Raw genomic sequence first — 14,870 nt, forward strand, 5'->3', positions numbered from 1 at the left:
GCCGCCAGCGGCGCACCGCCCTCGTTCGTGAGGCGTATATAGTCGCCACCAACCAGAACTGTCAACAGTCATCGACGATGTTTTTGAACTTTTTGCGACAGAAGTTTTGGCGCCGGCGGACTGCCCCAAGGGAACATTGGCGTTGCCAAAAAGGAGCCCTATTGCCGCCGCATTGCCGTTCGACACCAAGGCCAACAAAGAAGGGCTCGGCGCGGCCCGCAAGGTGCCTTCCTATAAGAGCCAAAGCGGGGTCTGCGCATCACCGGTTCGGACCCTCCTACAAGAGGATTTAGGAGGCTCCTATAAGAGGATAAAGTCGCCTCTCTGTAAGGGGCTGTAAAACAGAGCGTGTGCGTGGGGATTTCGCCGCTTCGTTGACTTCACTCGCCGTGACAGGCAAATGTCATGGCCCAACAGAAGCGAAAAGCCGTTCCGCCCGGGGAAGAAGCAGCCTTTCTGGATGCCAGACACGGAAGATGTCATAGCCGAACTCGGCAATGAGCCGCCGCTGATCGCGGATGGCCGCAGCGGCCCGCCCGACCGGCGCGAGGTTTCGGCGCGCTGGCTGTCGGGCACCTTTCTTACCGGCGTGACCTCGAGTGTGCTGATGGGCGTGGCGTTGTTTGCCGCCCTTGACGGCCGCCAGCAGTTGGCAACCCCGCCCGAAATCGCCGAACTGGCCCAGCTCGAAAGCGGCGGCGATTCCGGCGAGGTCGCCAAGACCACCAGGCTGGTGGCGCCGCGCCAGATCGCCAAGGCCAAGGACCGCCGGCGCATGGAAGTGTCGATGGTGACCAAGGTCGGTGACCGCGACGTTATCCACACCATGCCGTTCGTGCAGATCAAGATGGCGCTGGCCGCCGGCCACACCACCAACCGCGCCTATCCGCCTTTCGACCCGATGCAGGTGTTCGGCGACGATGGCGACTCGACGCCGGCGCAGCCGGCGATGGCCTCCGCGGTTGGCGGCCAGATCTACGGCGCCAAGGTCGAAAGCGAGATGAGCCTCAAGACGGTCGATTTCCCGGTCGAGACGGCCTCCTTCGATGAAAAAAGCGACCTGTCCGCCGACGAGGTGGAAAAAGTGGTGCGCGAAGCCGGCACCGACCTCAGCGACGGCGCCGTGCAGGTCGCCTCGCTGCATTATGTCGACCCGCAGCGATTCGGCGATGCCTTCGCCGAATCGATGGCCGGCTCCTACGACGTCAAGATCGTGCCGGAAAACGTCTCGGTGGCGCCGCGCGTCGCGCTCGACGACCAGACCCCGGCTTTCGCCGAGGAAATCATTCCCTTCACCAGGGACCGCGACATTGCCGAGGCTTTCGCTGATTCGGGCTATACGGGCGATGACGCCACCGGCATGGCGGAGGCGATCGGCAAGCTGCTCAACGCACCGGCGCTGAAGACCGGAACCGTGCTGCGCGTCGGGCTCGAGGTACATGGCGACGCCGCCAAGGTCGTTCGCACCAGCGTCTATGACAAGACAACGCACATCGTCACCATCGCGCTCGACGACCGCGGCCAGTATGTGCCGGCGCAGGAACCGGAGCCGAACCCCGAATTGCTGACCGCGTTCGATGATTCGTCGGCGCCGGTGGTGGTGCGCGGCAATCTGCCGAACGTCTATGACGGCATCTACCGCGCCGCCTATTCCTATGGCATGTCGAAGAAGCTGACCCAGCAATTGGTCAAGCTCCTGGCCTCCGGCGTCGACTTCCAGTCCAGGCTCAATCCATCGGACCGCATCGACGTGCTGTTCTCGCAGCCGGACGGCGACGACCAGGCCTCCGACGAATCGGAACTGCTCTATGTCTCGTCGACCTTCGGCGGCCAGACACGCAATTTCTACCGCTTCCAGATGCAGGACGGCTCGACCGACTATTTCGACGAGGACGGATCGAGCGCCGAGCAGTTCCTGCTCCGCAATCCCCTGCCGGCCGGGAAATTCCGCTCCGGCTTCGGCGCCCGCCGGCATCCGATCCTCGGTTATGTCCGCATGCATACCGGCGTCGACTGGGCGGCGCCGATCGGAACGCCGATCATCGCCGCCGGCAACGGCACCATCGAAAAGGCCGGCTGGGCCGGCGGCTACGGCAAGCAGATCATCATCCGCCATGCCAATGGCTACGAGACCTCCTACAATCACCAGAGCGCCTTTGCCAAAGGCATCGAACCGGGCGTTCATGTCCGCCAGGGCCAGACCATCGGCTTCCTCGGTCAGACCGGCCTCTCCACCGGTCCGCATCTTCACTACGAGCTGATCGTCAACGGCACCAAGGTCGACCCGATGCGCGTGCGCCTGCCGGTCGGCAAGGTGCTGAAGGGCGACGACCTGGTCGCTTTCAAGCGCGAGCGCGAGCGCATCGATGAACTGCTCAAGCAGGAAGACAGCAATCCGCTGAAGGTCGCGAGCGCCAAGATCGAAGGCTAATGCATGTCGCCCAGAAGTGTGCCGCGGCTCTGGGACAAGGACATGTGTCAAAACAAAGACTTAAAGCGCGTCGTATGAATCCGTTTCAGCGCGACGCGCTTTAAGCCGTCACACTCGACGCCGGCGAATCATAATCGCCCCATCAGAGCATTCCGAATCGGGTCGGCTCCGAATCAGGTCGACTGCTCCTCTTCGGCTCGTGACCAAGGCAGCTTTTGCCCCGAAACGGTGGCCCAGGCGATAACAGCGGCAAGGAGGCAAAGCACGGCCGTCACTGTCGACACGGCCGCGAACGCCGCATCGCTGGCGGCGAGCCGTGTTGCATCAAGGTCTGGCGCCAGGCCGGCCAATGCCGGTTCTCCGAACCCCGGAATGCCCGGCCTGACGCTGGTATCGAGCATCGTCGAATAGACCCAGGCCGCGAGCGAGCCCATCGCCGCCACAGCAATCAGCCCGCCAATGCGCGAAACCGCATTGTTGATGCCGGAAGCGGCGCCGGTATCCTTGTCCTCGACCGCGGTCATGACCGCCGTCGACAGCGGCGACACCACCAGCGCCATGCCGAGCCCCATCACCGCCATCAGCGGAAAGATACCGGTCCAGAAATTGTGCATGCCGGCATGAGTGAGCAAAGCCAGCCCGGCAAAGGCGATGGCGACCACCAGGCAGCCGCTGGCGATCGGAAAACGCGGACCGATGCGATCCGACCACTGGCCGACGAGACCCGACAGCAGCGCGATCGACGCCGACAGCGGCAGGAAGATGAAACCGACCTCTTTGGTGTTCAGCCCCCATCCGGCGATCAACAGCATCGGCAGGTAGAACAGATTGGCCGACAGGGCGAAATACAGGAAGAAGGTGGCGAGGTTGGCGCCGGCAAAGGCGCCGATCCGAAACAGCTTGAGATCGATCATCGGCTCGCGCTGCCGAAGCTCGAAGACGATGAAGATGATAAGCAGCACGGCGCCTGCGGCGATGCTCGGCCCCGACATCAGCCCGCTGCCTTCGGCGCTCATCGAGGTCAGTCCGTAGGCAAGCGCCCCGAAGGCAAGCGTGGCGAGAGCGGCGCCGCCGAGATCGAGGCTTCGCTGCTCCGTCGGCGCGTCGGCGGGAATCTTGGCCAGCAGGAGATAGATCGAGATCAGCCCGAGCGGCAGGTTGACGGCGAAGATCGCCCGCCAGATACCGCCGCCAAAGGCCGACAGAACGAAGCCGCCGAGCACCGGACCGAGCGCAGTCGTCAGCGCCGAGGCGGCGGCCCAGATGCCGATCGCCCGGCCGCGCTCCTTCTTCGGATAGGCCTTGGCGATAATGGCGAGGCTGCCCGGCACCATGATCGCCGCACCAATGCCCTGAATGGCGCGAAAGGCGATGAGCACCAGCGCATTCGGCGCCACCGCGCAGGCCAGCGAAGCGACGATGAACAGCGCAATGCCGGCAACGAAGGCGCGCCTGAGGCCAAACCCGGTCGCGGGCGGCGCCGCCGGCCAGAAGCAGCGCCGACAGCGTCAGCGCATAGGCGTTGGAAATCCACTGGACCTCGGCCAGGCTGGCGCCGAGGTCGACGCGCATTGCCGGCATGGCAATGGCCAGGATCGACCCGTCGATGAAGCCGAGCGCTGACGCCAGGATCGCCGCTACCAGCACGAACTTGCGCTGCGACTGCGGGCAAAATGTACCGTTGGAAAGCGACCTGGTCAGGGGAACGGCTGCGGCTTCGCTCGGAGACTTCATGAGCGTCTGCTTAGACTTGTTGCGGGCCGGCAACAACCAGCCAGCACCCTGCGCTCATGAATCCAGCTTTGGATATCGGCCTGCCTTATGGGCAGGCCGATATCACTGCGCTGGAGCGCTCACTTGCTCCGCAATATCATCGGCCGAGGGACCGCCGACGAACTCGACGGTGACGCCCGGCGACACCAGCTTGGCCAGTTCACGCGCATCCCAGTTTGTCAGGCGCACGCAGCCATGGCTTTCGGTCTTGCCGATCTTGGAGGGATCGGGCGTGCCGTGAATGCCATAGGTCGGCTTGTCCAGCGCAATCCACACCGAGCCGACCGGGCCGTTCGGACCCGGCGGGATGGTCAGGATCTTGTCGTTCTGGCCCTGCTTGAAATTGATGCTGGGGTTGTAGGTGTAGTTAGGATCGAGCGCCACGCGCGACACCGTATGGGTGCCGGTCGGCGAGGGCGTGTCGGCTGAACCGATGGTGGCCGGATAGGCCGCGACCAGCTTGCCACCGGCGTCATAGGCGAACACCTGCTTCTTGTCCTTGTCGGCGACGATGCGGGCAACCGGCGTCGCCACCAGCTTGCCGAAATTGGCGACCTTGATGATGGTGCCGGGACGGCTGAAGTCGGCCTCGGGATTGAGCCCCTTCAGGTAGTTCTCATCCATGTGGAAGCGTTCGGCCAAGGCTTCGGTGACGGAGGTGTAAGCCATGCGGTCGAGTTGCGCCTTCTGGCTGTAATCTTCCGGTATCGAGGCGACATAAGGCCCGGCCGCGTCCTCAGGCGTGATCGTATAATTGGCGAAAGCATCGCCACCGGTTTGCGCCAGCGCAGCCTGGATGCCTACGGCGTCGGTCGAGCGCAGATTGCTGCCGGTGATCTGGTTGTAGGCGGCAAGCGCCTTGTCGACATTGGAGCCGAAGCGCCCGTCGACGACGCCGGGTGAAGCGCCGGCGCGGTCGAGCAGCACCTGCAAGGCCGCTACATCCTGGCGTGCGCCGAGTGAAAGCGAGGGATCGACCACGGTCTTGCCACCGGCTTTCGGCGGCAGCGCGCCCTGGTCGGCGGGCGCCGCCGGTTCGGCGGGATCGATAGAGGCTTCGTTCAGCGGCTTGCGCTTGACGGGCCGCGGTTCAGCGGATTTCGGCGCTTCCGGATAGGTGTCGCTGTCATTGGCATCATCCTGCGGAGCGGCCCCCAGGAATCTGTCGCTTTCAGGATCGTATTCATCAACCGGCGGGCCGGGGATTCGTCCCTGATCGTCCAGTTGCCTGCGGCGGAAACGCGCCATGTCTTCGGGATCGTCGAGATAGTAGCGGTCGTCGTCTTCGACCGGTGCGCGTCCAAGCTCACGTGCCCGCATTTCCCGGCGCAGCGCGCGGCGGTCGAGCCTGGTCTGCGGCGGCTGGATGGCGATGACCTTGCCGGTCTCGGCATCGACGATGACGCGGTTGCCCCTGGCGTCGTAATAGATGTCGAGATTGCCGTCCTGGGCAAGCACAATGCCGCCGCTATCGGCGGCGCGGACGGCCGGCAGTGCGTTGTCCACAGTCGGCGATGCCATGGCGCTGGACGTGAGCAGCCCGGCGGCGAGCACCGAAAAGGCAAGGATCGTGCGGAACATGGTGGTCAAACTCTCCGGTACTTACAGCGCCGCGCGTCCGTTTGGACGCGCAAAGGACGCTGTAACACTTCATGTCTGCGCATGATCCTTTCCGAAAATCGAATTTCGATTTTCGGGGTCATGCGTAATTGCCGCCGCCCGGCAGTGTTCCCACCAGAACGTTCTCGCCACCGTTTGGATGCGCAAGGAACGCCCTGATCCTCAAAAGCCTGCAGGCAAACCCCTTCGCCAGCAAACCACAACATAAGCTTTCCAACATGAACCGGGCATGAAGATGGCGGATTACTGGTTGCTACAGGCCCAATTCCTTGCGCGTCTGCTTCGTCAGCTTGAGGACGACGAGGCGGTGGCTTTCGCCGAGATAGTCCTTCAGCGCATCATCATCCATGCTCTGGCTTGTCTGACGCTGGATCCATTTCATGCCGCGCGAGGCGAGATAGGGCGCCGGCCGGCAGCCGGGCTGATCCTTCAGCACGTCATAAGCCATTTCAGAGCATTTGAAGGTGACGAAGACGCCACCCTCCCGGTCATGGCCGGCGATGGTGAAGACCTTGCCACCGACTTTCCAGACATCGGCCCCGCCCCACTGCACGACATGCGTCGTCTGCGGCAGCGAGGCGCAGAAGCTGTTGTAGTCGTCCAGCGTCATCTGCACCCCCGTCAAAGGATTGTTGTTTCATAAGAAAATGCCGCGCGTCCGGTCGGACGCGCGGCGTTGGATCAGGCTGCCGCGTCGGTCGGCACCACAGTGGGCCTGGACCGGAAATTCAACCGGTCGGAGCCGGCGGTGACCTTGACGGTCGAGCCGTCGAGTATCTCGCCAAGCAGGATTTTTTCCGCCAGCGGATCTTGCAGGTCCTTCTGCATCACCCGCTTCAGCGGCCGCGCGCCATAGGCCGGGTCGTAGCCCTTCGCCGCCAGCCAGTCGATCGAATCCTGGTCGAGCGACAGTGTGATCTTGCGGTCGGCGAGCAGGCTTTCCAGCCGCTTGAGCTGGATCTCGACGATGCGGCCCATATCCTGCCGGCGCAGCCGGTGGAACAGGATCACCTCGTCGACACGGTTGAGGAACTCCGGCCTGAACGAGGCTCTCACCACGCTCATAACCTCGTCGCGCACGGCATCGACGTCCTGCTCTTCGCCGAGATTGACCAGATATTCGGCGCCGAGGTTCGACGTCATGACGATCAGCGTGTTGCGGAAGTCGACCGTGCGGCCCTGCCCGTCGGTCAGCCGCCCGTCGTCGAGCACCTGCAACAGCACGTTGAAGACATCCGGATGCGCCTTCTCGATCTCGTCGAACAGCACGACCTGATAGGGCCGGCGCCGCACCGCTTCGGTCAGCGCGCCGCCTTCCTCATAGCCGACATAGCCGGGAGGCGCGCCAATCAGCCGGGCGACCGAGTGCTTCTCCATGTATTCCGACATGTCGATTCGCACCATGGCGCTCTCGTCGTCGAACAGGAAATTGGCCAGCGCCTTGGTCAGTTCGGTCTTGCCGACGCCGGTCGGTCCGAGGAACATGAACGAGCCGATCGGCCGGTTCGGATCCTGCAGCCCGGCCCGGGCACGACGCACGGCCTTGGACACCGCCTGTACCGCTTCGCCCTGGCCGACGACTCGCTTGCCGATCTCGTCTTCCATGCGCAGCAGCTTGTCGCGCTCGCCCTGCAGCATCTTGTCGACCGGAATGCCGGTCCAGCGCGACACGATATGGGCGACGTGGTCGGGCGTGACCACCTCTTCGACCATGCCGGCCTTGCCGTCCTGGGCTTCGGCTTCCTTCAGCTTCTTTTCCAGTTCCGGGATCTTGCCATAGGCAAGCTCGCCGGCGCGCTGGAATTCACCCTTGCGCTGGGCAATGGCGAGGTCGTTGCGGGCCGCGTCGAGCTGCTTCTTGAGGTCAGCGGCGAGGCCAAGCTTCTGCTTCTCCGACTGCCATTTGGCGGTGATCTCGGTCGATTCCTCCTCGAGGCCGACGAGTTCCTTTTCGAGACGCGCGAGCCGGTCCTTTGACGCCTCGTCCTTCTCGACCTTCAGTGCCTCGCGCTCGATCTTGAGCTGCATGATGCGGCGATCGATTTCGTCCAGCGCCTCGGGCTTGGAATCGACCTGCATCCTCAGCCGCGATGCGGCTTCGTCGACAAGGTCGATCGCCTTGTCCGGCAGGAAACGGTCGGCGATGTAGCGGTTGGACAAGGTCGCCGCCGCGACCAGCGCCGAATCCGAGATGCGCACCTTGTGGTGCTGCTCGTACTTCTCCTTCAGGCCACGCAGGATCGACACGGTATCTTCCACCGACGGCTCGTTGACGAAGACCGGCTGGAACCGGCGGGCAAGGGCCGCGTCCTTCTCGACATGCTTCCTGTATTCATCGAGCGTGGTCGCGCCGACGCAGTGCAGTTCGCCGCGCGCCAGCGCCGGCTTCAACAGGTTCGAAGCGTCCATGGCGCCATCGGCCTTGCCGGCGCCGACCAGCGTGTGCATCTCGTCGATGAACAGGATGATGCCGCCGGCCGCCGAGGTGACTTCGTTGAGCACGGCCTTCAGCCGCTCCTCGAACTCGCCGCGATATTTGGCGCCGGCAATCAGCGCGCCCATGTCGAGCGCCATCAACTGCTTGTCCTTCAGCGATTCGGGCACGTCGCCATTGACGATGCGCAGCGCCAGACCTTCGGCGATCGCCGTTTTGCCGACGCCCGGCTCGCCGATCAGCACCGGGTTGTTCTTGGTACGCCGCGACAGCACCTGGATGGTGCGGCGGATCTCGTCGTCACGGCCAATCACAGGGTCGAGCTTGCCGGCGCGGGCATCGGCGGTGAGGTCGCGCGCGTATTTCTTCAGCGCGTCATAGCCCTGCTCGGCGCTCGCCGAATCGGCGGTACGGCCCTTGCGGACGTCGTTGATCACCTGGTTCAGCGCCTGCGCTGTGACGCCGGCCTTGGACAGGATATCGGCCGTCTTGGCCGACTTCTCCATCGCCAGCGCCTGCAGCAGCCGCTCGACCGTGACAAAACTGTCGCCGGCTTTCTTGGCCAATTCCTCGGCGGTCGAAAACACCTTGGCCAGCGGCTGCGCCAGATAAAGCTGGCCGTTGCCGCCTTCCACCTTGGGCATGGCCTCAAGGGCGGTCTCGACGCCAAGCTTGACGTCGCGCACGTTGCCGCCGGCGCGCTCGATCAGCGAGGCGGCCAGCCCCTCGTCGTCATCGACGAGGACCTTCAGCATATGTTCGGGAGTGAATTGCTGGTGATTGCGCGAGAGCGCCATGGTCTGGGCGGACTGAATGAATCCGCGGACGCGCTCGGAGTATTTCTCGAGGTTCATATCTGTCTCCTTCCATCACCGGCCCGCTTTGCGGCACCGGATCAGATTGCGGTGACGGACCCGCTCATCCGAGCCGGGTCCAGTTCACGCCAGATATGGGGCGCAAGCCATTGCCGCTCAAGACGTCCGGCTGATGATATTGCATGGCCGAGCAAACGAAAACGGCGGAGATTTCTCTCCGCCGTTTCATCGACTTATGTCTTGTGGGTCAGTTGTTGGCGTCGACGGCGAACGGGTCGCCGGCAGGGCTTTCGGCCGGCGCCGCATCCACCACGTCAATAGCGGCAGCGGTCTCGCCGGCGCCATCCACCACCTGGCCACCACCAGACTGTTCGTCACCGACCTGATCGGCATTGTTGCGCGGGCGGCGCGGACGCCGCGGGCGACGGGCAGCGCCGCTCTCGGCGGCTGCCTCATTGAGTTCGGCCCGGGCGGCAAGAGCCGCCGGCGACAGGTTTTCGTACAGCGGCGCCCGCTCGGAGAAACCGCTCTCGGCTTCGGGCTCAACCGCGGAAACGGTTTCCGCCTGTGCCGGGGTTTCGGTGAAGCGCTGCTGGTCGCCGCGCTGGCCGTTCTGCTCGCCACGCTGGTCGTTCTGGCCATAGCCGCCATTGGGGCGGCGGTCACGGTTGCGGCCATTGTTGTCGCGGCCGTTGTTGTTGCGGCCATTATTGTCACGGCCATTATTGTCACGGCCACTGTTGTTCTCGCGGTCGTTTTCCTGGCCGTATGCGAGTTCGGCCGGCGTGCCCTCAATCGTCGGCTGCGGACCGTTGCCGTGGTTCGCCATCGGCGCTTGCGTCTCGCCGCCATTGCCGCTGCCGGCATTGTCAAAATCGTTGCGATCTTCATCGTCGTCAAATTCGTCGCGGTTCTGCGGGGCATTCTGGATCGGCATCTGCGCCTGTGCGGCGGCAATGATGCGGTTGTAGTGCTCGGCGTGCTGGAGGTAATTTTCCGCCATAACCCGGTCGCCGGAGCTTTGCGCATCACGGGCCAGAGTGGCGTATTTTTCGGCGATCTGCTGAGCCGATCCACGGATTTTCACGTCCGGGCCGTTGCTCTCGTAGTTGCGCGTCAGGGGATTTGGGCCCTTGCGGTTGTTGTTGTTGTTATTGTTGTTGCCACCGCCGCCGCCATTGTTGTTGCGACCGCGCATGCGCCTGTTCTGCTGTTGTGGCCTCATAAGACTCTCTTCATTTTGAAATTTTCGAAAAACGTTTCACGAACGGAGGCGCTCATGCAGCCAGCCGTTTCGTTTCTTCACCGGCGTTCGCCCGCATCAATTGCGTTGGCGCCACGTGTCATCCTGTTCCGGTTACATCACTTGCCGGACGATTCCCGCACGAAGCTTGGGCGTCGTTTGCGCAAGAAGGCAGCTATTTCCAAGGAAAACCGAATCGCTAAGAGCACTGCCTGCTTCGTCTCATCCGGTTAGGGCGGACCCTAGCCGCATTCCCCGGCATTGCCAAGCGCTTTTTTGCACTGCGTCAAGGCTTTCCCTGTTCAAACATAAGAACCCTGTCGTTTCCGCCAAGATCGACAAATGCCCCGGCCAGCCTGTAGCCGGCTGCCGCGAATATGTCTTTGACCTCATTGCGCTGCGTGTGGCCGATCTCGACCGCTATCTTGCCTTCTGCTTCCAGAAACTTTGCCGCCTCGGCGGCGATGATCCTGTAAGGGCCAAGACCGTCCACACCGCCATCAAGGGCTCTGTGTGGATCGAAATCGCGGACCTCGTCCTGCAGATTTCCAATGTCTCCAGACGGTATATAGGGAGGGTTTGCGGCAATTACATGGTATCGGCCCGAAACTTTTTCGAACCAGTCGGACTGCAGCCCCACGAACCGGCCGGCGAGTCCGAGTTGCTCGGCATTGCGTATCGCGGTTGCCAGCGCGTCTTGTGAAACATCGACCCCGGTGGCGGTCGCGGCCGGAACCGCGCTGAGCAGCGCCAGCGCAATCGCGCCGGTACCGGTGCCGAGATCGAGGATACGGCATAGCCCCAGCCTTTCGGCCGTCGCGCCGGCAAAAGGGAGGATCGCCTCGACCAGCGTTTCGGTGTCCGGCCGCGGCTCCAGCGTTTCCGGCGACAGCGACAGCCGCAGGCCGTAAAACTCGCGAAACCCGAGGATGCGGTGCACCGGTTCGCCGGCCATGCGGCGCTGCAGAGCAGCGCCGATTGCGGCAACCGCACCCGCATCGACCGTCCGTTGCGGGTCGGCGATCGCCTGCGTACGGTCCGTGCCGGAAAAATGCTCGACGATCAGCCTGGCATCCAGCGCCGGGTCGGGAAGGCCGGCCGCGGCAAGCCGCTCCCGCGCCACCCGCAACAACGGCCCGAGCGCGCCGGGCAACATGTCAGCCATCGAGGCCAATATCGGCGAGCAGCTTCGACTGATGGTCGGCAATCAGCGCATTGATGACCTCATCGAGCTCGCCCATCATCACCCGGTCGAGCTTGTAGAGCGTCAGGTTGATACGATGGTCGGTAAGGCGGCCCTGCGGGAAATTGTAGGTACGGATGCGCTCCGAACGGTCGCCCGAACCAACCTGCGATTTGCGTGACTCCGAGCGCTCCTCGTCCGCCTTGCTGCGCTCGAGGTCGTAAAGCCGCGCACGCAGAATCTGCATGGCTTTCGCCCGGTTCTGATGCTGCGACTTCTCCGCCTGCACCACCATGATACCGGTCGGCAAATGGGTGATGCGCACGGCCGAATCGGTGGTGTTGACGTGCTGGCCACCCGAACCCGAGGCGCGCATCGTGTCGATGCGGATGTCTTCGGCGCGGATGTCGATGTCGACCTCTTCGGCTTCCGGCAGAACGGCCACCGTCGCCGCCGAAGTGTGGATGCGCCCGCTGGCCTCGGTCGCCGGCACGCGCTGCACGCGGTGCACGCCGGATTCGAATTTCAGATGGGCAAAGACGCCCCTACCGGAAATGGTGGCGATGATTTCCTTGAAGCCGCCGGCATCGCCGTCGCTGGCCGACACCGTCTCGAAGCGCCAGCCGCGTTCGGCGGCATAGCGCTCATACATGCGAAACAGGTCGCCGGCGAACAATGCCGCCTCATCGCCGCCGGTGCCGGCGCGGATTTCAAGGATGGCGTTCTTGTCGTCGGCCGCGTCCTTGGGCAACAGCAGGATCTGGATGTCCTTCTGCAGCTCTTCGATTCGCGCTTCGACGCCCGGCAAATCTGCCTCCGCCAGGGCCCGCATCTCTGCGTCGGTGCCCTTGTCGGCAAGCATCGCCTCGAGGTCGGCTTGCTCGCGCTCGACTGAGCGCAGTTCCCTGACCTTGGCCACCATGTCCTGCAGCTCGGCATATTCGGAAGCCATCTTCACATAGGCATCGGCTGCCGGGCCGGCCGACATCTGCGCTTCGAGCATCTCGAAACGCTTGACGACCTGATCCATACGCTCGCGGGGAAGATTGACCATGGCTAATGCTATAGCGGGATGGAGCGGTCGTCGGCGAAGGCCTGCAGCAGCGCCCGCATCGGCAGCCCTTGAGCTGGCGCCATCAGATTGTCGGCAAAGAAAGCCTCCAATTCCTCCAGTGGCAGTTCGGTCAACATCGCCTTGACCGGGCCGATCGAGGCTGGAGACATCGAGATCGAGCGGTAGCCGAGGCCGATCAGCGCCATGGCGGAAATGGGTTTTCCGGCAAGCTCGCCGCACAGCGTCACCGGCGTGTGGTTGCGAACCCCGGCGTCGGCGATCTGCTTCAGAACCCGCAGGAACGGCGTCGACAGCGTGTCGAAGCGGTCGGAGAGCTGCGTGTTCCCCCGATCGACCGCCATGACGAACTGGAACAGGTCGTTGGAGCCGACCGAGACGAAATCGACCGCCTTCATCAACTCGTCGAGCTGGAACAGCAGCGACGGCACTTCCAGCATGGCGCCCACCTTGAGGCTGGTCGGCAGATGGTGGGCAAAGCGGGAGAGATGCCGCACTTCGCGGTCGATGATCTCGCGCGCCTGGGCGATTTCGCCGAGCTCGGTCACCATCGGCAGCATCAGCTTCAGTTCGCGCCCGCCGCAGGCCTTCAGCAGAGCGCGGATCTGGGTCCTGAGCAGACCCGGCCGGTCGAGCGTCAGCCGGATCGCGCGCCAGCCGAGCGCAGGGTTTTCTTCCTGGACAGCGCCCTTGAAGTAGGGCAGCACCTTGTCGCCGCCGATGTCGATGGTGCGGAAGGTGACCGGCTTGCCACGCGCCGCGTCCAGCACGTCGCGGTAGAGCCGCTCCTGCGCCTCGGCGCGCGGGAAGGTCGAGGCGACCATGAACTGCAATTCGGTGCGGAACAGGCCGATGCCGGCCGCACCCGCCTCGGCCAGCTGCGGCAGGTCGACGGCCAGGCCCGCATTCATCAGCAGGTCGACCTGGACGCCGTCCTTGGTCACCGACGGCTTCTTGCGCAGTTCCCGGTAGACTTCCTGCCGGCGCGCCCGGAAGCGCACTTTTTCGGCATAGGCAGCTTCGAGGTCGGGCTGCGGCCGCAGATGGATGGTGCCTTCCTCGCCGTCGACGATGATGGCATCGCCGTTTTCCGCCATGGAAACGGCGCCCTTCATCTGGCCGGCGACCGGAATGCCCATGGCGCGCGCTACGATGACGACATGGCTGGTGGCAGCGCCGTCTTCCAGCACCACGCCGCGCAGCTTGTCCCTGGGATAATCAAGCAGTTCGGCCGCGCCCATCGAGCGCGCGACCAGGATGGCATCCTTCGGCAGTGACGCCGCGACGTCGTCAGGCCCGCGCCCCATCAGCTGGCGCAGCAGCCGGTTGGCGAGATCGTCGAAGTCGCTCATCCTCTCGCGCAAATAAGGATCGGTCATGTGCAGCATGCGGGCGCGCATGTCGCTCTGCACCTTTTCCACCGCCGCTTCCGCCGTCAGGCCGTTGCGGATCGCCTCTTCCAGCCGGCGCACCCAGCCGCGGTCGTTGGCAAACATGCGATACGCCTCGAGCACCTCGCGATGTTCTCCCTCGAAGGCGACATCGCGCCGCTCCAGCATGTCGTCGATGGAAAGCCTGAGCGAACCGAGCGACGTCTCCAGCCGGCGCACCTCTTCCTCACTGTCCTCGTTGAACAGATTGGTGACGACGATGCGTGGCTCATGCAGCACGACATGGCCGAGGCCGACACCCTCGTTGAAGGACAGGCCGGTAAAGCTGACGGGACGGCGCAGGTCGAGTTCGAGGCCGGGCCGGGTCAGGCGCGCGAGATCGCCGGTGGCGATCATCTCGGCGATCACCATGGCGGTCGTTTCCAGCGCCTCGACCTCGTCGTCGCGGTAGTGGCGCATGGTCTTGTTCTGCACCACCAGCACGCCGAGCGTGCGCCCTGCCCTTAGTACCGGCACGCCGAGGAAGGAATTGTAGATCTCTTCGCCGGTCTCCGGCAGGTAGGCGAAGGCCGGATGTTCCTGCGCATTGGAGAGGTTGAGCGGCCGCGCGCTGGCGGCAATGGTGCCGACGAGGCCCTGCCCCAGCCGCAGCTGCGCCAAATGGACGGCGTTCGGGTTCAGACCTTCGGTGGCATAGAGTTCGAGCACCGAATCGGCGCGCAGCACATAGAGCGAGCAGACCTCGGCGACCATGTTGGAGGCGATGTCGCGCACGATCCGGTCGAGCCGCTCCTGCGGCTCCAGCGGCTCCTGCATGAGCTCGCGGAGCCGTTTCAGCAGAACGCGCGGGCCACTGGCCGTATCACGCATCGCGGCTTCTTCTCCAATGGGCATTTTGCCCGCCGCAG

Annotated in this window: 8 protein-coding genes and 1 pseudogene; 1 reads left to right on the forward strand and 8 read right to left on the reverse strand. The window is 63.9% G+C overall.

Annotated features, from left to right (window positions below; translation table 11 throughout):
• Nucleotides 1–460 precede the first annotated feature (460 nt).
• Complete coding sequence (locus NKI88_RS28165) at nucleotides 461–2,431, forward strand: M23 family metallopeptidase (RefSeq protein ID WP_352658703.1); 1,971 nt, start codon at nucleotides 461–463, stop codon at nucleotides 2,429–2,431.
• A 173-nt stretch (nucleotides 2,432–2,604) separates the two neighbouring features.
• Here the strand turns inward: NKI88_RS28165 and NKI88_RS28170 are convergent.
• From NKI88_RS28170 to ptsP, 8 genes and pseudogenes are all read right to left on the reverse strand, one after another.
• A pseudogene (locus NKI88_RS28170) lies at nucleotides 2,605–4,165 on the reverse strand (DHA2 family efflux MFS transporter permease subunit).
• Between the two features lie 102 nt (nucleotides 4,166–4,267).
• The gene (locus NKI88_RS28175; protein WP_352658704.1) at nucleotides 4,268–5,785 is read right to left on the reverse strand and encodes a L,D-transpeptidase family protein; all 1,518 of its coding nucleotides are present in this window, start codon (nucleotides 5,783–5,785) and stop codon (nucleotides 4,268–4,270) included.
• A gap of 292 nt (nucleotides 5,786–6,077) precedes the next feature.
• Entirely contained in the window at nucleotides 6,078–6,434 is a 357-nt protein-coding gene (locus tag NKI88_RS28180; protein ID WP_023685771.1) for an MmcQ/YjbR family DNA-binding protein, read from the reverse strand.
• A 71-nt stretch (nucleotides 6,435–6,505) separates the two neighbouring features.
• On the reverse strand, nucleotides 6,506–9,112 hold the full coding sequence (clpB, locus tag NKI88_RS28185) for an ATP-dependent chaperone ClpB (protein WP_023672968.1): 2,607 nt from the start codon (nucleotides 9,110–9,112) through the stop codon (nucleotides 6,506–6,508).
• Between the two features lie 208 nt (nucleotides 9,113–9,320).
• The gene (locus NKI88_RS28190; RefSeq protein WP_352658706.1) at nucleotides 9,321–10,271 is read right to left on the reverse strand and encodes a DUF4167 domain-containing protein; all 951 of its coding nucleotides are present in this window, start codon (nucleotides 10,269–10,271) and stop codon (nucleotides 9,321–9,323) included.
• 331 nt (nucleotides 10,272–10,602) lie between these two features.
• On the reverse strand, nucleotides 10,603–11,481 hold the full coding sequence (gene prmC / locus NKI88_RS28195; RefSeq protein WP_352658708.1) for a peptide chain release factor N(5)-glutamine methyltransferase: 879 nt from the start codon (nucleotides 11,479–11,481) through the stop codon (nucleotides 10,603–10,605).
• Nucleotides 11,474–12,553 carry a peptide chain release factor 1 gene (gene prfA / locus NKI88_RS28200; protein WP_023672971.1) on the reverse strand — a complete coding sequence of 360 codons (1,080 nt, stop codon included), beginning with the start codon at nucleotides 12,551–12,553 and terminating at the stop codon, nucleotides 11,474–11,476. Before prfA ends, prmC begins: the two co-directional genes overlap by 8 nt.
• An 8-nt stretch (nucleotides 12,554–12,561) precedes the next feature.
• Nucleotides 12,562–14,832 carry a phosphoenolpyruvate--protein phosphotransferase gene (ptsP, locus tag NKI88_RS28205; protein WP_023672972.1) on the reverse strand — a complete coding sequence of 757 codons (2,271 nt, stop codon included), beginning with the start codon at nucleotides 14,830–14,832 and terminating at the stop codon, nucleotides 12,562–12,564.
• Nucleotides 14,833–14,870 lie beyond the last annotated feature (38 nt).

Origin of the sequence: Mesorhizobium sp. M0317, from assembly GCF_040321555.1 — a bacterium.
Taxonomy (GTDB): Bacteria; Pseudomonadota; Alphaproteobacteria; order Rhizobiales; family Rhizobiaceae; genus Mesorhizobium.

Excerpts from the sequence above, each read along its gene's own strand:
- NKI88_RS28190 (WP_352658706.1), bottom strand. The coding sequence starts at position 10,271 with ATGCGCGGTCGCAACAACAATGGCGGCGGCGGTGGCAACAACAATAAC.
- NKI88_RS28175 (WP_352658704.1), bottom strand. The coding sequence starts at position 5,785 with ATGTTCCGCACGATCCTTGCCTTTTCGGTGCTCGCCGCCGGGCTGCTC.
- prmC (WP_352658708.1), bottom strand. The coding sequence starts at position 11,481 with ATGGCTGACATGTTGCCCGGCGCGCTCGGGCCGTTGTTGCGGGTGGCG.
- NKI88_RS28180 (WP_023685771.1), bottom strand. The coding sequence starts at position 6,434 with ATGACGCTGGACGACTACAACAGCTTCTGCGCCTCGCTGCCGCAGACG.
- prfA (WP_023672971.1), bottom strand. The coding sequence starts at position 12,553 with ATGGTCAATCTTCCCCGCGAGCGTATGGATCAGGTCGTCAAGCGTTTC.
- NKI88_RS28165 (WP_352658703.1), top strand. The coding sequence starts at position 461 with ATGCCAGACACGGAAGATGTCATAGCCGAACTCGGCAATGAGCCGCCG.
- clpB (WP_023672968.1), bottom strand. The coding sequence starts at position 9,112 with ATGAACCTCGAGAAATACTCCGAGCGCGTCCGCGGATTCATTCAGTCC.
- ptsP (WP_023672972.1), bottom strand. The coding sequence starts at position 14,832 with ATGCGTGATACGGCCAGTGGCCCGCGCGTTCTGCTGAAACGGCTCCGC.